The following is a 23678-nucleotide window of genomic DNA, read 5'->3' on the forward strand; positions in this document are numbered from 1 at the left end:
AAAACCAAAATAATTTTCCCTAAATGCGCGTATTACAGATTATAGATAGTCTACATCCAGGTGGTGCAGAGCGCATGGCGGTTCAAATAGCAAATGGATTGGTGGGAAGCATTGAATTTTCGGCATTATGTTGTACTAGGGAAGAGGGTTTATTGAAAGAACAGTTGAATAAAAGAGCTACTTATTTATTTGCTAACCGCTCCGGTCGAATAGGTTTATCAGGACTCAGGCGAATAAATGAATTCATTAATGAGAGAAAAATCACGCATTTGCACGCTCATGGAACTTCTTGTTTTACCGCTTTCCTACTAACAATTACAAGACCTAGGCTTAAGCTGATCTGGCACGATCATTACGGTAATTCAGAACAGTTAGAAAATAGACCAATACGATTGCTAAAATTTATTTCAAAGAAATTCAATGCGATAATAGTAGTTAATAGGCAGCTTCAATCGTGGGCTACGCAACGGCAGCTGAGCAATAAAATATTTTATTTAGCTAATTTCTCCAGCCTGAACAGCTCGACTACAATAAACGATCTTAACATACCAGATACATCTGATCACCGGGTAGTGTGCCTAGCAAATTTAAGACCGCAGAAGAATCATCTTATGTTATTGAACGTATGGCGAGGACTCACTAAGTCACATCCGGAATGGAGCTTACTACTGGTAGGTAAGGACTTTGAAGATGATTATAGTGCTACCTTGAAACAGTTTATCAAATCAAACAGATTAGAAGAAAGCGTGTTTATATTAGGTTCCAGAACTGATGTTTCCAATATTTTAAAACAATGCCAGATAGGTGTACTTAGTTCCATATCAGAAGGTCTACCATTGGCACTGCTCGAATATGGTACTGCAAGTTTGCCAGTAGTGACAACAGATGTAGGTGCGTGCAGGGAAGTCGTAGGGAATACAGGATTTGTAATTGAGGCGACTCAATCAGAAGATTTCAGTAATCAACTAGAGAAACTAATCACTGATCCAGAACTGCGACTGGATTTTGGTCATAAATTTTATGAACGAGTGAAAGCGAACTACGGTTGTGAACCGTATATCGAGAAACTTGAGGGTATTTATAAATCACTATGATCAAGGTAGAAAAACTTCCATATCCTATTCTAATAGCAGCTCATTTGATTATGGCTCTTATGGTGGTGTTGCTGCCTTTAACGGCAAAATTATTATTCTATGGTGTAACAGCGTATTTGTTTTTGAGGGTCATCTCAAGCAAAGATCGCAGTCAGGAGGCACTGATGGCGGCTTGTTATCTAACCTGTTGGGAAGTATTTCTGAGAATGACAGATGCCTTGTTTTTTTACGAGTTCATCAAGTACTTAGTCATAGTTTTTATGTCTCTCGGTATTTTTCAGAAAGGATTTTCTTTAAAATCCATACCCTATGTGATTTATCTACTGCTTTTGATTCCCAGTATCGTGGTGGCTTCTCAATCCATACCGTTAGGAGAGAGTCTGCGTAAGGCGGTGGCATTCAACCTGAGTGGACCGGTGACTTTAGGAATTGTGGCAATCTATTGCTTTCAAAGAACGATTACCTTAAATCGATTGGAAGAGATCCTCAAATTGTCGGTTGGGCCTATTGCAATGCTGACGTTGTATCTATTTCTGGTAACTCCTGATATTAGGGATGTGGTAACTAGTACAGCTTCCAACTTTGCTGCGTCTGGAGGTTATGGACCTAATCAAGTGGCGACAGCACTGGGTATAGGTATGTTTATTTGTTTTGTGAGGTTCCTGAGAGTTAGAAGTTTCTGGATGAATGTTATTGATATCGTGCTGCTTCTGGGAATGACCTACCGTGGATGGGTGACTTTTTCCCGCGGTGGCATCCTGACAGCGGCCATGATGATTGGGGCAACTATAGTCACAATCTTTCTTTTAAAACGATCTGCTTTTAGAATTGCCATGCTGCCTAAATTAGGTGTGTTGGTGCTGGGTCTCGGGATAGCATGGGGATTTACTTCACTGGTGACTAATGGATTAATAGACAAGCGTTATGCAAATCAAGACGCTGCAGGACGTGCAAAAGAAGATTTGAGCACTGGTAGATCAGAATTGATCAGTAACGAGCTGGAGGCATTTGTAGAGAATCCCATTGCTGGAATAGGGGCAGGTCAGGTCAAGTACTATCGCGCCCGAAATGGCGGTAACGCAGCAGCTACTCACAACGAGACCAGCAGACTGCTATCAGAACATGGTGCTATTGGTATTCTTTCTCTAATGGTTCTGATTTTAACGCCTTTGATTTATCGATTGTCCCATCGTGGAAATATTTATTTCTATGCTTTTTTGATATTTTGGTTTGTCACGATCAACCATAGCGCCATGCGTATTGCTGCGCCATCTTTTTTTTATGGATTGGCGCTGTTGCATGTGATCAAGGCAAAAAAGCCAATCAAGAAAGTGAGCACCTCAAAAATACCCGACCGTTTGAAGCTGCAAACAGCATGAGAATTCATATCCTTTATATAGGAAACAAGCTGGCTTCAAGGAATAGGACAGCATCTACCATTGATACCTTGGGCCCTCTTCTGGAACAGGAAGGTTATCAGTTGAAATTTGCCAGTTCTAGACCTTCCAAAATTATGCGGTCAATGGAAATGCTTGCGATGGTGTGGAAAAATAAGAAATGGGTAGATGTTGTCCTGATCGATACCTACAGCACTCTTAATTTCTGGTACGCGATATTCATCGGGAGGATGTGTCATTTTTTGAAGATTAATTATGTTCCCATACTCCACGGCGGTAACCTTCCTATAAGGTTGGAAACCCACAGCAGGGTATTGAATCATTATTTGAAAAATGCACACGAAGTAGTTTGCCCCAATGAATATTTGTATTCCGCTTTCGCGAAAGCGGGTTACTCAAATCTCCACATCATTCCCAACAGCATTGAGATAGATAATTACCCTTTTAAAACTAGGACCGAGTTGGAGCCAAAGCTTTTATGGGTAAGATCATTTGCTGAAATCTATAACCCGATGATGGCAGTAAAAGTTCTAGAAAAAATAAGGGTGGATTATCCTCAGGCCACACTCACCATGGTAGGTCCGGATAAGGATGGAACTATGAAGGAGTGTCGTCAATATTCTGATAATCAAGTACTTGACGTGAAGTTCACCGGATTGCTATCAAAGGGCGCTTGGGTAGAGTTGAGTCGTGAGGCAGATATATTTTTGAATACCTCAAACTTTGATAATATGCCGGTCAGTATAATAGAGGCAATGGCGCTGGGCTTGCCTGTTGTCTCTACAAATGTAGGAGGTATGTCTCATCTCATACAAGACAAGCTCAACGGTATTTTGGTTGATGAAGGTAACACCGATCAAATGGTAACATCCATTAAATTGCTTGTTGAGAACCATGAACTAGCCCAATCAATCTCGCTAAACGGTCGTAAACTTGTAAGTAAATTCTCATGGAGCGTCATCAAAAAAGATTGGCACAAGCTTTTAAAAACTTAAAGAATATATTTGACATAAGAATGCTAATCCCCTAAATGGCACCTTCTAACTCGATTCATTTTGATATTTCTGAACGTAAAGTCCTTTTACGGGTTATCGATCTATGTGTCGTTATTTGCTCGCTGCATATTATTGGCCTCTTATTCGACATGAATTATTTTTTGATCAATGTTGATCAGTGGTTTTGGTCTATATTTTTAGCTTTCTATATTCTCTTTTTTGCTACCGTTTTTGAATTGTATGATTTGCAAAAAGCCAGTCGCATCACTAGTACTTTACAAGGAGTTTTTTATACGGGAATGTTTACTTCAGTTGCCTATTTATTGACTCCTTTTTTTACACCTGCATTGCCGGACAATAGGTTACAGATCTTTTATTTCATCGCAACCATCCTAATTTCATTAATGAGTTGGCGATCCATTTATGTGAAACTATTTGCCAGTTCCAGATTTGATAAAAGAATTATAATCGTAGCTGATGCAGTAGATGCCGTAGAGATATCCAACCAATTACAGGCAGCAGATCCCAACTACACTATCATAGGATACATCAATACAGATCGGGAAATACAAATGGGACATGATGATAGAATCACTGTCCTTAAGGTAGATGAGGCAATTAGGAAAATTAAGACAGAAAATGTTTCTGAGATTGTGGTTGCGAGTATGAATTCTGCTGGTATTACCACTAAAATTTATACGTGGTTGATTGAGCTGGTAGAGAATGGTTTTTCGGTAAGGGAATATTCTCAGGTTTATGAAGAGATGACTGACCGAGTCCCAGTAAATTTTGTTGGGAAGGATTTTTATAGATATTTCCCTTTTGCACGAAGTAATCAAAACCGGCTTTATCAAGTTTATCATAGGATTTTTGACATCTTGATTAGCATTATTGGAATTGTTGGTTTTGTGATTATTGTACCTCTAGTACTAATTGGAAATCTATTGGCTAATCGCGGACCTTTATTCTATTCGCAAACTAGGGTAGGTCGTAACCGTGAGCAGTTTGAGATTCTCAAATTCCGTACAATGGTGACCAATGCAGAAATGGACGGTGCGCAATTTACCGTCAAGAAGGATGCTCGAGTTACTATGTTCGGTAAGTTTTTGCGTAAAACAAGATTGGATGAAATACCTCAATTTTTTAATATACTTAGAGGAGAAATGAGTGTGATAGGCCCCAGACCCGAAAGACCTGTGTTTGTAAAAAAGCTAACTGAAAAGATTCCGTTCTACGAAACAAGACATGTGGTAAAGCCTGGCTTAACAGGTTGGGCACAGGTGAAATCTTCCTATGGTGAGACTTATGATGATCATCTCAGGAAACTACAATATGACTTGTATTATATTAAAAAGCGCAGCATTTTTCTTGATATTCGGATTCTTGTAAAAACCTTGAGTACCGTGTTTTTCTTAAAGGGGCAATAGGATATATCAAGTTCCAAGTTCCAAGTTCCAAGTTTCAAGTGCCAAGATCTAGATTTAAAGCTTCAAACTGCGAAATGTAAATTTCAACTTGTCAAATCTTTGTCTTTGGATGTTTGAAAACTATCAAAATGTTTCAAAAAGAAAATTCATTGACAAATTATCTAACCACCAAATTATTAGAATCACTTCCGCTTCATGGTACCTCTTTTAAAAATCCCGAATAGCAAAATAAAGATGCCCATTCCCATCGCAATTCTTGCGATATAATCACCATGATTGGAGTAGAAGGTAAGTTCATCAGATAATCCAACTGTTGCTTTAATAGCTCCTTGTTTTTCATAGTCTAATCGTTCTGTAACGGTTCCAGATGGAGCTATTACCGCACTAATCCCAGTATTGGCACTGCGCGCAATCCATCTTCTGGTCTCAACAGCTCTTAATCTAGCTAGGCTCAGGTGTTGCTGGTGGCCTTGTGTGTTTCCCCACCAGGCGTCGTTGGTGATAATGGCGAGAAACTGGGCGCCATTTTTCACATAGTCGCTCACATAATCTCCATAAACCGATTCATAGCAAATGATGGGTGCTACTTTGCTTCCTTGGGCTGTTTCAAACACTGCTCGATCTTCTTGAGTAGTTTTGGTAGCAACCGTGCCTCCCAAATCTATCATCGCATCACCTAGTATGGGCTGTAAAATGCTTTTATAAGGAAAGTTCTCAACGCCTACTACTAGTTTTGATTTGTGGTAAAGCTCTGGAAGGGCAGCATCTTTCAAAAATAGCGCACTATTAAAATCGTTGTAGTAAAACTCACCTTGCGCATAGTAATTACTTTGTGTGGTAATTTTCTCTTCATCCCTAAATCTTTCCAGCAAAGAAATACCACCTAAATACGACATATTAGGTCGTTGCTGAATATATTGTTGCAGAAACCCCACGCTGGGTTCCAATTCAACGGTGCCGAGTTCGATAGATCTTGCAAGAACAGTTTCTGGTGCGATAATAAGATCTGTAGTTGAGTCTATATAAGGTTGAGAAAGCTGCAATAGAAGGTTTGCTATACTTAGATTATCTGTATTGTACTTTTCGGCATAAGGATCAATATTCGGTTGAATGATGACAACTTCGCTAGTATCGCCATCTAATGCATCGTCTGGCTTTAAGAACAAAGAGATCAAAATCGGAATTCCAATTAAGGTCAATGAGATGCGAGTTACCTTGACAGAAACGAAAAGATTGAATTTTGTTTCGCTTTCGCGAAAGCGTTTCCACAATAAATACAACGAGATATTTGTAGCTAAAACCCACAACGTACCACCAAAAGTTCCTGTGTATTCATACCATTGAATCCATGAGGTGTATTCGCTAAAGCCGTTCCCAAGGTTGAGCCACGGCCATGAAAAATCCCAATGTAGGTGCAGGTATTCAAACCCTATCCAGATGCAGGCAAGAAAACTAAGAGATGCACCGGTAGTCGCCCTGCGTGCAAATAAATGATAACACCAGAATACCAAGGCCATTAGTAATGAGTTCACTAGCACCGCAAACCACATCCCAAATGGTGTTGCAAAATACAACCATGATGTAGTCGCCATATTCCAAATAAGAAATGTCAAATAGGAAAACCCTAATACCTTCCAACCAGTGGCTTTAGCAGATTGTAGTCGCATATTGTACTCAACAATCAACAATGGTATGAACGCAAAAAACAATAATAGCGGAAACCCATAGGTGGGCCAGCCTAGCCAAAATAGTATTCCAGATAGTATGGCAAGTAAGAAATTCTTCAACATGAAATAGAAAGTTCAGACTACTAAAATAGCAGGTTATTGATAAAGGGAAAGGCTAGTATCCAGAAACCTATTGACCAAACACAGACAGATCCACATTCAATGAGAAAATGTTGGAATAAAGAGCCGCGCTGGAATCACCAATATCAGTAAGCGCATAGTCAACTGAGATTCCCTTGTACTTGAAACCAATTCCAATGTTGGGCTGGAACGTCACGTTGTCATTACCGTCCAGTTGCAATTCATTCTGGAAGTTTCCCATACCGGCACGCACAAATATCAAATCTGTATAGCCATATTCAAGACCCAAAGCTGGCGTGGCGCTCACATTGCTGCTGGAAATAATATCATTGGTCTGTATGAACCTCATATTGAGGTCAACTTCTGCAGTCAAAACATGGTCGTAGTGGAAAGTGAACTCTCTAGCAATCCCTAATTGTAACTTAGGTAGTGTAATTTCAGTAGTTTCTGGAAGGTCTTGGTTTTGGTTTTCAACAGCACCTTGTACCGTGGCAAATTCATCTTCATCAATGGACCAAGTATTATAGGTAGTTGTAATATCGCGCGCCATCAAACCTAATTTCCAGTCACCGCGCTGCATCTGCAGGCCTATATCCAGACCAAATCCTATGGAGCTCGCAAAATCACCAATGATTCTACGAATGATTTTGACGTTACCGCCATATGAAAACCCATCTAGTTTTGACTCACGCGCATAAGATAGAGTGAATGCCCAATCTGCTGTAGAGAAGGTAGAAATACGGTCATAATTGATATTCCCTTGATCGTCTATTAATTGGGTCGTGTTGAGTATGTCATCTACTGAAAACCTAATGATAGAAAACGCAAAAGCACTGCGATCATCAATAGGCATCGCATAAGCGCCATAGTTATATTGAGCGATATTGGCAAAATAGCTGGCATGCATGAGTGAAAGTTCTCGCTCTTCCAGTTGCATCAATCCAGCTGGATTCCAGTATCCTGAATTGACATTGCCGGTTCCCGCGACAACGGCATTGCTCATTCCCAGCGCAGCGGCGTCGACTCCTATATTTAAGAATTCGTTGGAATAGGCTCTTGAGGTTTGCGCTTTCGCGAAAGCGAAACACAGCAAAAACATAAATACAAGGGTACATCTCAAGGTAGCGACAATTCTAGTGGCAAATATCCAAAGTTATCCTCTAATAACTTCATAACCTTGTGGATATTGTCCTACATACATCATGATTCCAGCAGATTTTTGCCGCATATTTGTAGCTATGAAACAATGGATTCCAAATATCATCACTCTTTTCAATCTATTATGTGGTTGCATCGCTGCTGTGTTTGCTTTTAATGATGATTTGATTACTGCTGGAATTTTTGTTGCTGCAGGAATATTCTTTGACTTTTTTGACGGCCTTGCCGCTAGAATGCTCAAAGTAAGTAGTGAGTTGGGTGGTCAGTTAGATTCCATGGCAGACCTTGTAACAAGTGGTCTTGTGCCTGGAATCGCCATGTACCAAATGCTTAACGATGCGCTAGGTGTGAGCATTTTTGATGATGCGGTATCGTTTCAAACAGTAGCAAACGAATATTCTATTACCAGTCCTTACGTTCCCATAATAGGTTTCTTGATTACTGCGGCAAGTGCGTTGAGGTTAGCGCGTTTCAACCTGGATACCAGACAAACCGATTCTTTTATAGGCGTACCAACTCCAGCGAATGCCATCCTAATTATATCACTTGCCATAATTGTTCAAACCACGCACTTGGATTGGATTTATGGATTATTGAGTAATCCTTATATTCTGACTGGAATTATATTGTTGAGCTGTTATTTGCTTAATGCAGAACTGCCTTTGTTTGCATTAAAGTTCAAAAACTTTGGGTTCAAAGGGAACGAGATACGATGGATTTTCCTGTTGCTTTGCTTGATATTAATCATCACGCTACAACTTTATGCAGTGCCTTGTATTATCGTGTTGTATCTATTGATGAGTTTGCTTAACAATGCGATTACTAAGAATAATACGCTGTATTAATCAAAGATTTTCTTCTTTCTAAGTTCAAAGTTCTGTCCTAAATAAACTCGTCGTACGACTTCGTCTTCGGCTAGTTCCTCTGGATTTCCTTGTTTGAGAATTTTACCTTCAAACATGAGGTAGGTTCGATCTGTAATAGCAAGAGTCTCTTGAACGTTGTGATCTGTGATAAGAATACCAATGTTCTTTTTAGTCAATTGGGCAACAATACGCTGGATGTCTTCAACGGCAACTGGATCGACACCTGCAAATGGTTCATCCAACAATATGAAATTAGGATTTGTGGCTAGTGCTCTGGCAATCTCTGTACGGCGACGTTCACCACCAGATAATAAATCACCGCGGCGTTTGCGTCTGTCGGTCAGGCCAAATTCCTCCAGCAACATATCGCGCCTTTCCAACTGTTCTTTTTTGGAAAGATCAGTCAATTGCAAAACACCTAAAATGTTATCCTCAATCGATAACTTTCTAAAAACCGATGCTTCCTGTGCTAGGTAACCTATACCGTTTTGCGCGCGCTTGTACATGGCGTATTTGGTGATATCGGTATCATTTAGAAAAACCTTACCGCCAGTAGGTTTTACAAGACCTACCATCATGTAAAAAGTCGTAGTTTTTCCAGCACCATTAGGTCCTAAAAGTCCTACGATCTCACCTTGGTTTACTTCTAGAGATACGCCTTTTACTACTGGCCTGCCTTTATAGGCTTTCTGGAGATTATCTGCGGTTAACTTTTCTTGCATAGTCGACAAATTTAGTTGTTCCCATTCTGAATTCTCAATTCTGAATTCATAATTTAGCGGTTGTCACCTTAACACCAATAACCATGCAACTTCCTAGATTTTTAATGGGCGACCATTCTGAGCATCCTGATGATATCTTTGTCATTCATACAGAGTATCCTAGATTTATCATTAATCTGATTGATGATGAGCTTGAGTTTATAGATGATATCCAAAAGGATGATAAGGAAGAACTAGAAGCCGAAACCAAAAATCTGATTGAAGAAGCCAGCCGTTTCTACGACGAGCAAATGGAATTCTACGAGAATGAATGATCTCAAGGATCTGGATTGGGATGCCACGATCGCTCTTAATGATTGGGGAAACGATGTGGTTGACCTATTCTTTAACACCATCACCCACAAGTTGTATTCCATACCATTATACCTGGTTTTGCTCTATTTTTTCTATAAAAAACTGGGATGGAAAAACACAATGATTAGCGTTGTAGCCATTGCTATACTCATTGCGGCAAGTGATCAAATTGCTAATCTTTTCAAGGATGGTTTTGAAAGGTTAAGACCGTTTAGAGAACCGGCGCTTGATGGGCTCATTTCCAAAGTAGGTCGCAGTGGCGGCACCTTCGGGTTTTATAGTGCTCATGCTAGTAGCGCAGTTGGTCTGGCGACTTTCGTTTGTTTATTACTCTGGAATACCCAACGTCTATTGTGTGTCGTGACGATCATATGGGCAATGTTGGTCGCTTACAGCCGGGTTTATCTTGGTTTGCATTACTTGGGAGACATTTTAATGGGCGCCGTTATGGGAATATTATTAGGCCTGATCTGTTTTAAGTTGTTCGCTTTCGCGAAAGCGAGATATGGTACAAAAACAAAGTAAAATATGAAGATCGATCAAGGTACCATCCATAATTTATTAGCTCAAAAGCAGCCGAAACTAAATAGTACTCACAGCAAACTTTGTATACCTATCATTTATCGCATTTATAAGAAAATGGGTGCTGGGATCAGATTTGATGATATTAAGGTCGATGAAACCTTAATAATTGATGGTCATCATAGATTTATAAGTTCCTTATTGGTGGACGATAAGTTGGATTATGTGGATTCAGCAAAGACATCTGCGACCAGAATTTACGAATGGTCAGATGTGGAATTTGTGGAAGAAGATTGGGATACACAGGAACAGATTGCTCAATTTAATCGGGAAGATGCAGCCTTCAACAATATTTCATTGGAGAAGTTGATGGAGCTAACCCGCTAAATTTTGGTATTTTAGTAATATGTTGATCTACTTAGATATCGATGGAGTGATGGTTGCGGCAAATTCTTGGCGTAGGCCTAATATCCTTGATGATGGATTTGCAGAATTCACGCCTCAAGCTGTAAAAGCCCTCAATAAAATATTAGAATTTCCAGAAACTTCTATTGTTTTAACGACCTCGCACAAACACCATTTTTCCTTAGATCAATGGAAAGAGATGTTTAGAATAAGAAACATAGACATTGAAAATATTCAGCGGTTGCCAGAAAACAATGAAAATTTGAATCGTAAAGAAGAGCTTATGCTTTGGTTCCAAAAAACTGAGATCAAAGATCATTTTATAATAATCGACGATGACAAATCTCTAAATGCCTTGTCGCCTTATTTGAAATATCGTCTGATACAAACAAATGCATCCGTTGGGTTAACTGATCACCTGGCAGATCAAGCACTGACGATCATGTCGACTCTCGATATGGAGTTGATCTAGTTTATTTCTTATTCATTAAAATATCTGCAGCCTCAAATGCAGTAATCTTTTTATCAAGAATTTGCTGTTCTATATTTTTCAAATGCTTTTCAATTGCTGGTCGATTATAGAATTCAGATTTTAAACGATCCTCAATTGTTTGGTGTAGCCAATAGATTTCTTGTAAGTTTCGTCGTTCTTGAAATGAACCATTAGATTCACTTTGGGCTTTATATTCTTGAATTTGAGATCCAACCTCACTGATTCCTTCCTGTTTCAATCCACTCGCTGTTATGACTTTTGTAGACCAGTTGTTGTTTCTTGATGGCATGAGATGCAGTGCGTTTTTGAATTCGCGTTGGGCATGTTTTGCCGCGGTTTTATTCTCTCCATCGGCTTTGTTGATAACGATGAGGTCTGCCATTTCCATGATGCCTTTTTTGATTCCTTGTAGATCATCACCGGCACCAGCAAGTTTAAGCAGGAGAAAAAAGTCAGTCATGCTATGCACGGCAGTCTCACTTTGACCTACACCAACGGTTTCAATAATGATGAAATCAAAACCAGCAGCTTCACATAGGATAATCGCTTCTCTGGTTTTACGAGCCACACCGCCCAAAGTCGTTCCTGCAGGACTAGGTCTGATAAATGCTTGGTCACTCTTAACCAGTTCTTCCATGCGCGTCTTATCGCCCAGAATACTTCCTCTTGAAATACTACTCGATGGGTCAATGGCAAGCACAGCTACCTTCTTTCCCGAAGAAATAAGATGAGATCCCAACGCCTCAATGAATGTTGATTTACCAACACCAGGGACGCCGGTAATTCCTAATCTAAATGACTTTCCCGAGTAGGGTAGAGCTTTTGATAATATCGCTTTCGCGAAAGCGGAATCACTCACTGCTGTACTTTCAACGAGCGTGATGGATTTACTTAGAGCACTGATCTCGCCATTTTTCAATTGCTCGAAAAGCTCCTCTACATCCAACGCTTTTTTGCGATGCTTTAAATTGGGATTGATATGTGCCGACTCTGACAATACAAGGTTTTAGAAATATAAAGATCGCAATAAATCTTGACTAGCAGTCCATGTCCTTGCATGGATCGTGGCCCCAGTTTTTTAGACTGTAGCGCCAGTCGGACTCTTTGATATCGCTACTAGGTTTCTGAGCCTTGTGGCGATTGATGTAACCTATAACCTTATTCATGTGATTATAATTGGTTTCAGTTAGCTCGTCCTTTTTCTTGTTTTTGATCTTGATAATTTTCTTACCAGACTTGTGACCTATAGCTTCACCGTCGCCACTGTCTTGTCCTACATCTTTTGATTTATCGGTGTCCAGCCAGTCTTCCAGCTCACTAGGCGTCATGTTTACTAAATCGTAGAATTCATCATAGATCTCGTCGTTGCTTTTATCGCTCATGGTTTTTGTTTTCAAGATAGGAAGTGATCTGTAGGTAAAGTGCTACGGTAATGTTAAGTAAGAATATTTTATTCACGTTGAACTCAACCAATCGCTCCTTCTCGACTGTCGCTCGAAGCGGCTGCATTATTCTTTTCCAATTTGCTTATTGAACCAGTATCGAGCGGCAGTCGAGATATGGTTTTTGTTCAGAAGATTCTCTTAGTGGATTACGGCTTCTCGACTCTCGCTCGAAGTGGTTGCATTATTCTTTTTCAATTTGCTTATTGAACCAGTATCGAGCGGCAGTCGAGATATGGTTAAATAACAAAAAAGCCTGAACTATAAGTTCAGGCTTTTTTGATGTTCTGCTTTCGCAATTCGGCGGCGCTCAGTGCGAGCTACCGCAAACTTATTCTAGAATTTATCCAATACCCATTCACCTTTATTGATCAATGGAATGGCTTGTTTGTACTTACATTCCTTAGATTCTCCAGTCATGATGTTCTTGATCGTAACTTGATCGTTGCGACCAATTTTAGGCTGGTCGCGAGTGATGGTTTCTGTCACAGGCTGGCGTTGTTGCTGACTTGCGCCTGCGCCAACAGCTCTGTTCTGAGCGGCCTGCTCATCGCTGTTGAGGATCTCATCTTTTGAAGTGGTGGTTTTCTCTGCTTTTTGTTCACGAGCTTCCTTGATGGCATTTGCATCTTGAGTAGGCAAGTCACCCTTAAACATGAAACCGATTACTTCTTTGTTCACCTTATCAATCATTTCCTTGAACAGCTCAAAAGCTTCAAACTTATAGATCAATAATGGATCCTTCTGCTCATGAACAGCTAGCTGTACACTTTGCTTCAACTCATCCATTTTACGTAAATGCGTTTTCCAAGCATCGTCGATGATAGCCAACGTGATGTTCTTCTCAAAGTCGGTTACCAATGTTTTTCCTTCAGATTCGTAAGCATCCTTAAGATTGGTGGAGACGTTCAAGGTCTTGATACCATCTGTAAAAGGAACGGCGATACGCTCAAATTTACGCTCGTCATTTTCCACTACATTCTTGATCACTGGATACACTTCTCTCGCTGTGCGCTCCATTTTCTCTTTATAGTGCTCGTATGCGGCTTTATAAATTGCCGATGTAATCTGAGGTTCTGTTTTAGACTTAAATTCTGACTCGCTAATAGGACTACTCATCGAGAAGTAGCGTATCAATTCAAAATCAAAGTTTTTGAAATCTTGAGAGATTTTGTTAGTTGAAACAATATTCTCTGCAATGTCATAAATCATGTTAGCGATGTCTACCGCTAGACGATCACCAAATAGTGCATGATAACGTCTCTTATAGATAACTTCACGCTGTGCGTTCATCACATCATCATATTCCAATAGACGTTTACGAACTCCAAATGCATTTTCTTCCACTTTTTTCTGCGCACGTTCAATAGATTTAGAAATCATTGAATGCTGAATCACTTCACCTTCTTTCATACCCAATCTATCCATGGTTTTTGCCATACGCTCAGAACCAAACAATCGCATCAAGTTATCTTCCAGAGACACGTAAAACTGCGAGCTTCCTGGATCTCCTTGACGACCAGCACGACCACGTAACTGTCTATCGACACGTCTTGAATCGTGACGTTCTGTACCTATAATAGCTAGACCGCCAGCTTTTTTGACTTCTTCTGATAATTTAATGTCTGTACCACGACCTGCCATGTTGGTGGCGATGGTGATTTGACCAGAATTACCAGCTTCGGCTACAATTTCAGACTCGCGTTTGTGCTGTTTTGCATTCAAAACATTGTGCTCAATTCCTGCGCGCTGCAGTGTTCTACTCAATAATTCTGAAATATCAACCGATGTCGTACCTATCAATACAGGACGACCGGCTTCTTTAAGGCGTGTTACTTCTTCAATGACAGCACCGTACTTTTCTCTTTTGGTTTTGTAAACAAGATCCTGACGGTCATCACGAGCGATAGGTCTGTTGGTTGGGATCTCCACAACATCTAATTTATAGATTTCCCAGAATTCACCAGCTTCAGTTACCGCAGTACCTGTCATACCAGATAACTTCTTATACATTCTAAAGTAATTCTGCAACGTGATGGTAGCAAAAGTCTGTGTGGCATCCTGAATGGTTACATTTTCTTTTGCCTCAATCGCTTGGTGCAATCCATCGCTATAACGGCGACCATCCATGATACGACCAGTTTGCTCATCAACGATCATTACTTGTTCCTCACTTACAGTTTTGATGGCTCCAGTAGTGGCATCTCTTGTTTTTTTGTCTTTAGACATTACCACATATTCCGTATCGCGCTCAAAAAGGGTGTATGCTTTTAATAGCTGATTAAGTGTGTGAATGCGTTCAGATTTTACTGCAAATTCACGGAAAAGCTCTTCTTTCTTTTCGGCTTCTTCTTCCTTGCTGTAACCGCCGTTCTCGATCTTACCGATCTCGATACCAACTTCTGGCATGATAAAGAATTCAGGATCGTCATCTCCTGAAAGGTATTCGATTCCTTTATCTGTTAATTCAACTTGGTTATTTTTCTCGTCAATCACAAAGTACAGTTCTGCATCCACAGTCGGCATCTCGCGATTGTTGTCAGACATGTAGTGATTTTCTGTCTTTTGAAGTAATTGCTTGATACCTTCTTCACTAAGGAATTTGATCAATGCTTTGTTCTTAGGTAGACCACGATAAACTCGCAGTAACTCCAATCCACCTTCTTTAGAATCTCCTTCTGAAATCAATTTTTTAGCTTTCGCCAAAGTTTGTGTCAGTTCCTTTCTTTGAACATTCACGATATTATCGACGGGACGCTTGAGTACATCAAATTCCTGGCGATCACCTTCTGGAACTGGTCCAGAAATAATCAAAGGCGTACGTGCATCATCAATAAGAACGGAATCCGTTTCATCTATGATGGCATAGTTGTGTTTGCGCTGTACCAGATCTGCAGTGGCATGAGCCATATTATCACGCAGGTAATCAAAACCAAATTCGTTATTGGTACCATAAGTGATGTCTGCTAGATAAGCTTTACGACGTGACTCAGAATTAGGTTTGTGATAATCAATACAATCAATACTCAACCCGTGGAATTCAAACAATGGTCCTATCCATGCGCTGTCACGTTTTGCTAGGTAATCATTTACCGTTACTACGTGAACACCATTACCGGTCAATGCATTAAGGTAAACAGGAAGTGTGGCTACAAGCGTTTTACCTTCACCAGTCTGCATCTCTGCAATTTTTCCCATGTGCAATGCTGTACCACCTATGAGTTGTACGTCGTAGTGAATCATATCCCAGGTGATGGGCTTACCAGCGGCATCCCAAGAGTTGGACCAGACGGCATGGTCGCCATCTAGGGTCACATAATCTTTTTCACCACTCAACTCACGATCGCGTGTAGTGGCTGCTACTTTAAGCTCTGTATTGTGGAAGAATCTTTTTGCCGTTTCTTTCATCACTGCAAAGGCCTCTGGCATGATCTCATTCAGTACAGCCTCTGCTTCTTCATACGCCTGCTCTTGAAGTTTATCGATTTGCTCATAGATGTCCTCTCGCTTGTCAATATCTTCTTCGTTATTGGCATCTTCTTGTAAAGAGGTGATCTGCTGTAGTGTGTTCGCTTTCGCGGAAGCGATCTTATCCTTAAACTCTGTTGTTTTATGGCGCAGTTCATCAATGGACAGACTTTCCATTGCTTTCTCAAAACTTAAGGTTTTTGTGACGTTAGGCTGCAGTTCTGCAACGTCCTGCTTTGATTTGTCGCCTACGAATATTTTTAAAACGGAATCTAATAGTCCCATGTTGTGGTATATAATTGATTAATAGCTATTTATATTTATAAAATTGCTCTGGTCAAGATCTTAAATATAAAGCAAAAAAAAAGCCTCTTACGAGACTTTTTAAGGTTATAGATGTCTAGTATTCATCCTCATTCCAGAGGTAATCATCGTCTGTAGGATAGTCTGGCCAGATTTCCTGGATCGACTCATAAGAATCACCTTCGTCCTCGATGGCCTGTAGGTTCTCAACGACCTCCAACGGCGCACCGGTACGGATAGCGTAGTCAATAAGTTCGTCCTTTTCTGCTGGCCAAGGAGCATCACTTAAATAGGATGCAAGTTCAAGTGTCCAATACATAATTTTACTCGTTTATTTTTTGCAAAAATAGACGGTTTGTCCACTTTTCCAAATTTTTTTGATAATTTAAGATTCAAGATTTTAAAGAGCGGTTAAGCTTTTGGAAATCAAATTGTTTTGTTCAAAATGTGAAGTGTGATTCCATGTGTTCCAGCTGCAAGAATATCCTAAAATATTTGCTAAGCCCGATCTAATGTTTTTTAGGAATCCACTTGATCTCTTCTGCCTGTAGATCTTTAGACAACTTACGTGCCAATACAAACAGATAGTCAGAAAGTCTGTTGAGATATTTGATTACCTGTGGATCGATAGGTGAACTCGCATTCAATTCCACTGCTAGGCGCTCTGCGCGTCTACAAACAGTACGTGTTATGTGACAGAATGACACAGACTGATGACCGCCAGGAAGAATGAAATGCGTCATTTGAGGTAGATCCTCTTCCATTTGATCCATTTGAGTTTCTAATTCTGACACGTTCTCATCAGAAATCTTTGGGATGTTCAAGCGTTCCTTACCATTCTTGAGAAGCTCCTTTTCTGGTGGTGTGGCAAGAATAGATCCAATGGTAAATAGCCTATCCTGTATCTCAATAATGAACTTTTTGACTTCACTATCAACAGGTTGATCTCTTAAAAGACCCATCCACGAATTAAGTTCATCAACGGTTCCATAACTATCTATTCGTAGATTGTTCTTGGGAACACGCGTACCACCAAAAAGTGATGTTTCTCCTGTATCGCCTGTCTTTGTATAGATTTTCATTTTTTAATCAATTGAAGTTGGAAAAATATCATCCTCATCATCTTGTACTTCGATGTCTGGCTTCAGCTCTAAAAGCTTTTCAATGAACTTTTCGTTATTATAAGGACTGATGTATAGCTCGTTGTAATTATTGTATCTAATAATGATACCATTGCGAGCTGTGGCAGGTTTCAAACCTACCCATAAAGTCGTGTTCTTTACGACTTGTTCTATGTCTGCAATCTTTATTGAGCCTCTGATAGGTCCAGAAACATATTTCAATTCGTCGTTATCCAACACATAATAGGTTTGGATAAGAATCCATATCAACAAAAATGGAACTACCAGCATTAGAATGATGCTGGGTATCCAGATGGATAAATCTTTCTGGGTATTTTCTAGTGAAGAAAAAAGTAGGTAAATCAATAATGTGGAAACGAGGATTACCACGCTCATCATCAAAAAACCTTTTTTACTTCTAAATCTCACTAATCAAGTTTATTATTCTGTTGTAGATTGTTGTTCTACCGCATCCCAATATTCATAAGCGCGTCTCAAATGCGGTATGACAATCGTACCACCTACTAACGTTGCAATAGATAAAGCTTCTACAACTTCTTCTTTAGACAATCCAGCTTTATGACTTTCTTCTAAATGGTATTTCACACAATCATCACAGCGCAAAACGGTGCTTGCAACAAGGCCCAACAGTTCTTTGGTTTTCTTATCCAGCGCACCAGCGGTAAAAGCATTGGTGTCAAGGTTAAAGATACGTTTAAGGATCTTGTTATTATCTTGAGTAATAGCGCCATTCATGCGCTCACGATACTCATTAAATTCTTCTACTAGGTTGCTCATTCTTTTATGTTGCTAATTTTCTTTTTCTGCGGGCGTCTCTCATCAAGACAAATTTTGATATGTAAATACTTATCTCATATAATATTAATACAGGAATCGCCACGATAACCTGGCTTGCGATATCTGGCGGAGTTATGATAGCCGCAACTATTAGGATTGCTACCAGTGCAAACTTGCGACCCTTGCGCATACCTGCAGGCGTTGCAAGTCCTATTTTAGTCAAGAAATATATGATAATAGGAAGTTCAAATAGAATACCACTCGCTAGCGCGCTTGCTCTAATGTATGCCACATAACTTTGTATGCTAGGTTGTGTTTCTACAAAGTCACTCAGTTCATAGGTTAACATGAAATGAACGGACAGTGGCGCTATCACATAATAACCAAAAACGACACCTATAAAAAACAGGATGCTACTAATGATGATAAAACCGCTACTATACTTGCGTTCTTGTTGTTTGAGTCCTGGCGATATAAATTTCCAAACCTGCCACAATACATAAGGAAAGGCTACAACAAAACCTACCGTTATAGATGTCCAGATATGAACGCTGAACAAATCTGACATCTCTCTGGACTGTAGGATAAAATTGAAATTGGGATCGCAAAATTCACTTTCTATTCCCACCAATCGGCCAATTTTGCAGAAGAATTGATAGGTAACAAAATCTTTTTTAATAGGTCCGAAGATAACCGTGTCAAAAATAAATTTCCTAGCTACAAAGGCAACTATTGCACCAACAAGTATACCTATTATGGAGCGAATCAAGCACCAGCGCAGTTCTTCTACGTGGTCCAGAAAAGACATATTATTCGGATCTACTTTACGTGCCATTTATACGATTCCTTCTCTAATTACATCATGAATATGCACGACACCTGCATAATTTTGATCTTCATCAACTGACACCAGTTGCGAGATATGTTTCTCTTCCATCAACTCACGAGCTTGGATTGCCATGGCATCTGCAGGGATTGTTTTGGGATTTGCTGTCATGATATCTTTTGCGACAAGAGAATCGATGTCCCTGCCGCTGGTTAGCATGCGTCTTAAGTCACCATCTGTAATGATTCCCAATATTTTTAGATTCTCTACCACAACGGTCATTCCCAGCATGTTTTCTGAAATGTTGACGATCACCTCACGCAATGATGTCGATGGTGCTACTTGCGGTTTAGATCGTTGATCTGCGAGATCTTTTACTCTTAGATATAATTTTTTGCCCAGCGCTCCACCTGGATGATAACGCGCAAAATCTGCATCTGTAAAGCCTTTTAACTCGAGCAAACTAATTGCTAAAGCATCGCCCATGACCAGTTGTGCCGTGGTGCTCGTGGTAGGAGCGAGGCCATTGGGACAGGCTTCCTCTTTAATAGGAGCGTGTAAAATGAAATCGGCCTCTTGAGCGAGAAACGATTCCCTATTGCTGACTATGGCGATTAATTTGTTGTCAAAATTTTTAATGAGCGGTATGAGCACCTTGATTTCTGGTGTGTTGCCGCTTTTTGAAATACAGATGACGACATCATTTTTTTGGACGATTCCTAGGTCACCGTGAATGGCATCTGCAGCGTGCATAAAAATCGCTGGTGTGCCAGTGCTGTTCATCGTCGCAACAATTTTCTGTGCGATAATGGCACTTTTTCCTATACCAGTTATAATGACTCTACCGTTTGAGATGTGTATGTGTTGTACCGCTTTCGCGAAAGCGGAATCAATACAATCTTCCAGCTCTTTAATGGCATTTGCCTCAATACGAATTGTGCGACGGGCGACTTCCAGAATTTTATTTGTGTTGCTCAAGAGCGTTCGCGGTTTATATCGTTTGTGAGAAACGAATTTAATTGTAAATTGTAACGAACAAAGATAAACAAAAAGGGAGCAGCCGTATGGCATTTAAGCAATCTGGATTAGAGGATAACCTCAAAAAATACTTCGGTTTTGATCAGTTTAGAGGACTGCAAAAAAGCGTAGTTACCTCAGTATTAAACAAGGAGGATGTATTTGTCATCATGCCTACCGGCGGTGGGAAATCCCTATGTTATCAATTACCTGCTTTAATGCAGGAAGGCACTGCCATCATCGTGTCGCCGCTCATTGCCCTGATGAAAAATCAGGTGGATGCCATACGTGGTATATCTGAGAATGAAGGCGTGGCGCACGTTTTGAACAGCAGTTTGAACAAAGGAGAAGTTCAACGAGTCAAGGATGATATAGAAAACGGAGTGACCAAGCTACTATACGTTGCTCCAGAATCACTTACCAAAGAAGAATACGTCGATTTTCTAAAAGAACAGAAAATCAGTTTTCTAGCTGTGGATGAGGCGCACTGTATTAGTGAATGGGGACATGACTTTAGACCGGAATACCGAAACCTGAGAAGGATCATTGACCGTATAGGTGATAATATACCTATTATAGGACTGACGGCAACGGCAACGCCTAAGGTTCAGGAAGATATTTTAAAGAATCTCCAGATACCGAATGCGACAACGTTTAAAGCCTCATTCAACAGGCCTAACCTTTATTATGAGGTACGTCCCAAAACAGATCAAGTAGACGCGGACATCACTAGATTCATCAAACAAAATGATGGAAAATCAGGTATCGTGTATTGTTTGTCACGCAAGCGTGTGGAGGAATTGTCGCAAGTGCTGCAGGTGAATGGTATTAAAGCCGTTCCCTATCATGCAGGACTTGACGGGAAAACAAGAGCTTCACATCAAGATAAGTTCCTCATGGAAGATGTGGACGTTGTTGTGGCGACAATCGCTTTTGGGATGGGAATCGACAAGCCAGACGTACGTTTTGTGATTCATCATGATATCCCGAAAAGTATAGAATCCTATTATCAAGAAACTGGTCGTGCCGGTCGCGATGGCGGTGAAGGTCACTGTCTGGCTTACTATAGTTATAAGGACATAGAAAAGCTGGAGAAGTTCATGTCAGGAAAACCTATTGCTGAACAAGAGATTGGACATGCGCTATTGCAGGAAATGGTTGGTTACTCAGAGACTAGCATGAGTCGTCGTCAGTTTATATTGCATTATTTTGGTGAAGAATTCGATCCAGAAACTGGAGATGGTGGCGATATGGATGATAACATGCGCAATCCAAAACCGCAACGTGAAGCCATTAACGATGTCAAGAAATTAATTGAAGTGATCGATGCAGCAGGTGAGCGATACAAGGCAAAAGACATTGTCAAGATACTAGTAGGTAAGAGCAATGCGATGATATCTGCTAATAAACTGGATTCCCATGAATATTTTGGTAGTGGTAAAGACAAAGAGGCAGCCTTCTGGACGGCATTGATACGCCAGGTAATGGTCGCCCGATATATTAGAAAAGACATTGAGTCCTACGGCACGTTGAAAATCACTGAAGCTGGTCACGAATTCGTTAAGTCTGGAAAGACTTTTATGATGAGTGATGACCATACCTATCATCAGGAAGATTCCATGCCTGCTGGATCAGGAAAAGCAGCGGCTCTTGATGACAAACTGGTCAAGATGTTGAAGGAACTTCGCAAAAAAGTTGCGAAACAAAAAGAAGTACCGCCTTACGTAGTATTTCAAGATCCTTCCATTGATGATATGGCTACCAAGTATCCTATTTCGTTGGAGGAAATGGCTAACATCCATGGTGTAGGTGATGGGAAGGCCCGCAAATTTGGAAAACCATTTGTGGAGCTTATCGCCAGATATGTTGAGGATAATGATATCACTAGAGCAGATGATCTTGTGATTAAATCCACTGGAACAAAGTCTGGAAACAAACTGTATTTTATTACAAGTATTGACCGTAAACTCTCTTTTGAAGATATCGCAGATGCTAAAGGCATGGAAATGCAGGAACTCATAAGCGAGTTGGAAAGCATCGTTTTTAGTGGTACAAAATTGAATATAAGTTACTGGGTTGACGAGATGCTCGACGAAGAACAACAGGAAGATCTACATGCCTATTTCCTAGAAGCAGAAAATGATCATATTGATGCTGCCATGGAAGAATTTGATGGAGAGTATGAAGAAGAAGAGATACGCTTGTATCGCTTGAAGTTTATTAGTGAGGTTGGGAATTAGAACGATTAATTTCAGATTCGATAATTTGAAATTAATTAAGTTCTAGTTGAAGCCTATGGTCGAATGATTTCGCTTTCGCGAAAGCGATATTATCCAAAAACTCTTTATCAAGTCTTAAGATTTTATTGATTATATAATAGGGGTTGTAACCCTTAACTTTGCAATTCAATTAAAATTACGACATGGAAGACGGATTATTTGCCAAATTAAATACCTCAAAAGGAGAGATACTACTTCAACTGCACTACAAAAGAACCCCAGGAACAGTAGGGAACTTTGTAGGATTAGCAGAAGGAAATTTAGAAAACACCGCTAAACCACAGGGAACGCCATTCTATAATGGATTGAAATTTCATAGAGTGATTCCTGATTTTATGATTCAAGGTGGCGACCCTCAAGGCACTGGTGCTGGAGATCCTGGTTATAAATTTGATGACGAGTTTAATTTAGAATTGCGTCATGAAGGGCCCGGAGTTTTAAGTATGGCTAATTCGGGACCTGGAACCAATGGGTCACAATTTTTTATCACTCATATAGAAACGGCATGGTTGGATGACAAGCACACGGTTTTTGGTAAGGTTGTAGAAGGACAAGATGTAGTCGATGCCATAGCTCAAGGAGATGAGATCAAGACCGTTGAGATTATACGCAAAGGAGCTGATGCTGAGTCTTACAACGCAGTAGAGGCTTTTCGTCAGTTTACTGGTGCAGCGTTGCAACGTCAGGAACAAGCCAGAAAACAAGCGGAAGGGGAATTGGATGAAATCGCTGCTGGTTTTGACAAAACAGATAGCGGTTTGAGATATAAAATCATCAATAAAGGGGCTGGACCTAAAGCAGAAAAAGGAAAAATGGTCAGCGTTCACTATAAAGGAATGTTGCCTAACGGTAAAGTTTTTGATTCCAGTTTTGAGCGTAAAAAACCGATCGATTTCCAACTAGGTGTAGGTCAAGTGATCTCTGGTTGGGATGAAGGGATCCAATTGCTACAGGTAGGAGACAAAGCTAGATTTGTGATACCATCGCACATTGCCTATGGTAGCGCAGGCGCTGGCGGAGTGATTCCACCAGATGCAACACTTGTATTTGACGTCGAACTGATGGACGTTAAATAAAAACTTATAGTTTTAATAAAATCCCCAATCGTTGACCGGTTGGGGATTTTTGATTTGAGAAGTGAACTATTACTTGATTCAAGCTTATTATCTTTGAGGTAATTCTA

General features: G+C 40.2%; 23 protein-coding genes. 11 read left to right on the forward strand and 12 right to left on the reverse strand.

Annotated features, from left to right (window positions below; all coding sequences use genetic code 11):
- Positions 1-23 precede the first annotated feature (23 nt).
- From BLO34_RS01470 to BLO34_RS01485, 4 genes are read left to right on the forward strand one after another with little or no spacing between them, the layout of a single operon-like run.
- The gene (locus BLO34_RS01470) at positions 24-1094 is read left to right on the forward strand and encodes a glycosyltransferase family 4 protein (protein ID WP_090751952.1); all 1071 of its coding nucleotides are present in this window, start codon (positions 24-26) and stop codon (positions 1092-1094) included.
- The gene (locus tag BLO34_RS01475) at positions 1091-2473 is read left to right on the forward strand and encodes an O-antigen ligase family protein (protein WP_090751953.1); all 1383 of its coding nucleotides are present in this window, start codon (positions 1091-1093) and stop codon (positions 2471-2473) included. The genes BLO34_RS01470 and BLO34_RS01475 overlap by 4 nt, the downstream gene beginning before the upstream one ends.
- Positions 2470-3486, forward strand: coding sequence for a glycosyltransferase family 4 protein (locus tag BLO34_RS01480; RefSeq protein WP_090751955.1), 1017 nt, complete (start codon positions 2470-2472; stop codon positions 3484-3486). The genes BLO34_RS01475 and BLO34_RS01480 overlap by 4 nt, the downstream gene beginning before the upstream one ends.
- Positions 3487-3521: 35 nt before the next feature.
- Positions 3522-4913 (forward strand): sugar transferase, encoded by a 1392-nt coding sequence (locus BLO34_RS01485; protein WP_090751957.1) that lies wholly within the window; start codon positions 3522-3524, stop codon positions 4911-4913.
- A 182-nt stretch (positions 4914-5095) separates the two neighbouring features.
- Here BLO34_RS01485 and lnt read toward each other — a convergent pair whose 3' ends face one another.
- Both lnt and BLO34_RS01495 read right to left on the reverse strand, forming a co-directional pair.
- Positions 5096-6703 carry an apolipoprotein N-acyltransferase gene (lnt, locus tag BLO34_RS01490; RefSeq protein WP_090751958.1) on the reverse strand — a complete coding sequence of 536 codons (1608 nt, stop codon included), beginning with the start codon at positions 6701-6703 and terminating at the stop codon, positions 5096-5098.
- A gap of 67 nt (positions 6704-6770) precedes the next feature.
- Positions 6771-7820 carry a PorV/PorQ family protein gene (locus BLO34_RS01495; protein WP_090751960.1) on the reverse strand — a complete coding sequence of 350 codons (1050 nt, stop codon included), beginning with the start codon at positions 7818-7820 and terminating at the stop codon, positions 6771-6773.
- Between the two features lie 139 nt (positions 7821-7959).
- Between BLO34_RS01495 and BLO34_RS01500 the strand changes: the two genes are divergently transcribed.
- Positions 7960-8724, forward strand: a complete 765-nt coding sequence (locus tag BLO34_RS01500) for a CDP-alcohol phosphatidyltransferase family protein (RefSeq protein ID WP_090751962.1) — start codon at positions 7960-7962, stop codon at positions 8722-8724.
- Here BLO34_RS01500 and lptB read toward each other — a convergent pair.
- A complete protein-coding gene (lptB, locus tag BLO34_RS01505) occupies positions 8721-9467 on the reverse strand; it encodes an LPS export ABC transporter ATP-binding protein (RefSeq protein WP_090751964.1) in 747 nt (248 codons plus the stop codon). The genes BLO34_RS01500 and lptB overlap by 4 nt on opposite strands.
- Positions 9468-9550: 83 nt before the next feature.
- Between lptB and BLO34_RS01510 the strand changes: the two genes are divergently transcribed.
- Genes BLO34_RS01510 through BLO34_RS01525 form a run of 4 tightly spaced genes read left to right on the forward strand, consistent with a single transcriptional unit; the run spans position 9551 to position 11220 of the window.
- Positions 9551-9781, forward strand: coding sequence for a hypothetical protein (locus BLO34_RS01510; protein ID WP_090751966.1), 231 nt, complete (start codon positions 9551-9553; stop codon positions 9779-9781).
- Positions 9774-10346: a phosphatase PAP2 family protein gene (locus tag BLO34_RS01515; protein ID WP_090751968.1), complete on the forward strand. Its 573-nt coding sequence runs from the start codon at positions 9774-9776 to the stop codon at positions 10344-10346. Before BLO34_RS01510 ends, BLO34_RS01515 begins: the two co-directional genes overlap by 8 nt.
- A 3-nt stretch (positions 10347-10349) precedes the next feature.
- Positions 10350-10730 carry a hypothetical protein gene (locus BLO34_RS01520; RefSeq protein ID WP_090751970.1) on the forward strand — a complete coding sequence of 127 codons (381 nt, stop codon included), beginning with the start codon at positions 10350-10352 and terminating at the stop codon, positions 10728-10730.
- A 19-nt stretch (positions 10731-10749) separates the two neighbouring features.
- The gene (locus BLO34_RS01525) at positions 10750-11220 is read left to right on the forward strand and encodes an HAD domain-containing protein (protein WP_090751972.1); all 471 of its coding nucleotides are present in this window, start codon (positions 10750-10752) and stop codon (positions 11218-11220) included.
- A 1-nt stretch (position 11221) separates the two neighbouring features.
- Here the strand turns inward: BLO34_RS01525 and meaB are convergent, their stop codons facing one another.
- The 9 genes from meaB to BLO34_RS01570 all read right to left on the reverse strand — a co-directional run bounded on the left by meaB (position 11222) and on the right by BLO34_RS01570 (position 20177).
- Positions 11222-12238: a methylmalonyl Co-A mutase-associated GTPase MeaB gene (gene meaB, locus BLO34_RS01530; RefSeq protein WP_090751974.1), complete on the reverse strand. Its 1017-nt coding sequence runs from the start codon at positions 12236-12238 to the stop codon at positions 11222-11224.
- A gap of 40 nt (positions 12239-12278) precedes the next feature.
- Positions 12279-12623, reverse strand: coding sequence for a DUF3140 domain-containing protein (locus BLO34_RS01535; protein ID WP_090751976.1), 345 nt, complete (start codon positions 12621-12623; stop codon positions 12279-12281).
- A 396-nt stretch (positions 12624-13019) separates the two neighbouring features.
- Positions 13020-16436: a preprotein translocase subunit SecA gene (gene secA, locus BLO34_RS01540; protein WP_090751978.1), complete on the reverse strand. Its 3417-nt coding sequence runs from the start codon at positions 16434-16436 to the stop codon at positions 13020-13022.
- 115 nt (positions 16437-16551) lie between these two features.
- On the reverse strand, positions 16552-16773 hold the full coding sequence (locus BLO34_RS01545) for a DUF2795 domain-containing protein (protein ID WP_055413277.1): 222 nt from the start codon (positions 16771-16773) through the stop codon (positions 16552-16554).
- 190 nt (positions 16774-16963) lie between these two features.
- A complete protein-coding gene (locus BLO34_RS01550; protein WP_090751981.1) occupies positions 16964-17536 on the reverse strand; it encodes a cob(I)yrinic acid a,c-diamide adenosyltransferase in 573 nt (190 codons plus the stop codon).
- 3 nt (positions 17537-17539) lie between these two features.
- Entirely contained in the window at positions 17540-18004 is a 465-nt protein-coding gene (locus BLO34_RS01555; RefSeq protein ID WP_157686606.1) for a PH domain-containing protein, read from the reverse strand.
- A gap of 12 nt (positions 18005-18016) precedes the next feature.
- Positions 18017-18373 carry a carboxymuconolactone decarboxylase family protein gene (locus BLO34_RS01560; RefSeq protein ID WP_090751984.1) on the reverse strand — a complete coding sequence of 119 codons (357 nt, stop codon included), beginning with the start codon at positions 18371-18373 and terminating at the stop codon, positions 18017-18019.
- Positions 18374-18377: 4 nt separating this feature from the next.
- The gene (gene tatC / locus BLO34_RS01565; protein ID WP_090751986.1) at positions 18378-19208 is read right to left on the reverse strand and encodes a twin-arginine translocase subunit TatC; all 831 of its coding nucleotides are present in this window, start codon (positions 19206-19208) and stop codon (positions 18378-18380) included.
- Positions 19209-20177 (reverse strand): SIS domain-containing protein, encoded by a 969-nt coding sequence (locus BLO34_RS01570; protein WP_172823942.1) that lies wholly within the window; start codon positions 20175-20177, stop codon positions 19209-19211.
- An 86-nt stretch (positions 20178-20263) separates the two neighbouring features.
- Between BLO34_RS01570 and recQ the strand changes: the two genes are divergently transcribed.
- Positions 20264-22456: a DNA helicase RecQ gene (gene recQ / locus BLO34_RS01575; RefSeq protein ID WP_090751989.1), complete on the forward strand. Its 2193-nt coding sequence runs from the start codon at positions 20264-20266 to the stop codon at positions 22454-22456.
- A gap of 182 nt (positions 22457-22638) precedes the next feature.
- Complete coding sequence (locus BLO34_RS01580) at positions 22639-23571, forward strand: peptidylprolyl isomerase (RefSeq protein WP_090751991.1); 933 nt, start codon at positions 22639-22641, stop codon at positions 23569-23571.
- Positions 23572-23678 lie beyond the last annotated feature (107 nt).

The organism is Nonlabens sp. Hel1_33_55, assembly GCF_900101765.1.
Lineage (GTDB): Bacteria > Bacteroidota > Bacteroidia > Flavobacteriales > Flavobacteriaceae > Nonlabens.

Coding starts and splice junctions, on each gene's coding strand:
- BLO34_RS01470 (WP_090751952.1), top strand. CDS start 24: ATGCGCGTATTACAGATTATAGATAGTCTACATCCAGGTGGTGCAGAG.
- BLO34_RS01475 (WP_090751953.1), top strand. CDS start 1,091: ATGATCAAGGTAGAAAAACTTCCATATCCTATTCTAATAGCAGCTCAT.
- BLO34_RS01480 (WP_090751955.1), top strand. CDS start 2,470: ATGAGAATTCATATCCTTTATATAGGAAACAAGCTGGCTTCAAGGAAT.
- BLO34_RS01485 (WP_090751957.1), top strand. CDS start 3,522: ATGGCACCTTCTAACTCGATTCATTTTGATATTTCTGAACGTAAAGTC.
- lnt (WP_090751958.1), bottom strand. CDS start 6,703: ATGTTGAAGAATTTCTTACTTGCCATACTATCTGGAATACTATTTTGG.
- BLO34_RS01495 (WP_090751960.1), bottom strand. CDS start 7,820: ATGTTTTTGCTGTGTTTCGCTTTCGCGAAAGCGCAAACCTCAAGAGCC.
- BLO34_RS01500 (WP_090751962.1), top strand. CDS start 7,960: ATGAAACAATGGATTCCAAATATCATCACTCTTTTCAATCTATTATGT.
- lptB (WP_090751964.1), bottom strand. CDS start 9,467: ATGCAAGAAAAGTTAACCGCAGATAATCTCCAGAAAGCCTATAAAGGC.
- BLO34_RS01510 (WP_090751966.1), top strand. CDS start 9,551: ATGCAACTTCCTAGATTTTTAATGGGCGACCATTCTGAGCATCCTGAT.
- BLO34_RS01515 (WP_090751968.1), top strand. CDS start 9,774: ATGAATGATCTCAAGGATCTGGATTGGGATGCCACGATCGCTCTTAAT.
- BLO34_RS01520 (WP_090751970.1), top strand. CDS start 10,350: ATGAAGATCGATCAAGGTACCATCCATAATTTATTAGCTCAAAAGCAG.
- BLO34_RS01525 (WP_090751972.1), top strand. CDS start 10,750: ATGTTGATCTACTTAGATATCGATGGAGTGATGGTTGCGGCAAATTCT.
- BLO34_RS01535 (WP_090751976.1), bottom strand. CDS start 12,623: ATGAGCGATAAAAGCAACGACGAGATCTATGATGAATTCTACGATTTA.
- secA (WP_090751978.1), bottom strand. CDS start 16,436: ATGGGACTATTAGATTCCGTTTTAAAAATATTCGTAGGCGACAAATCA.
- BLO34_RS01545 (WP_055413277.1), bottom strand. CDS start 16,773: ATGTATTGGACACTTGAACTTGCATCCTATTTAAGTGATGCTCCTTGG.
- BLO34_RS01550 (WP_090751981.1), bottom strand. CDS start 17,536: ATGAAAATCTATACAAAGACAGGCGATACAGGAGAAACATCACTTTTT.
- BLO34_RS01560 (WP_090751984.1), bottom strand. CDS start 18,373: ATGAGCAACCTAGTAGAAGAATTTAATGAGTATCGTGAGCGCATGAAT.
- tatC (WP_090751986.1), bottom strand. CDS start 19,208: ATGGCACGTAAAGTAGATCCGAATAATATGTCTTTTCTGGACCACGTA.
- recQ (WP_090751989.1), top strand. CDS start 20,264: ATGGCATTTAAGCAATCTGGATTAGAGGATAACCTCAAAAAATACTTC.
- BLO34_RS01580 (WP_090751991.1), top strand. CDS start 22,639: ATGGAAGACGGATTATTTGCCAAATTAAATACCTCAAAAGGAGAGATA.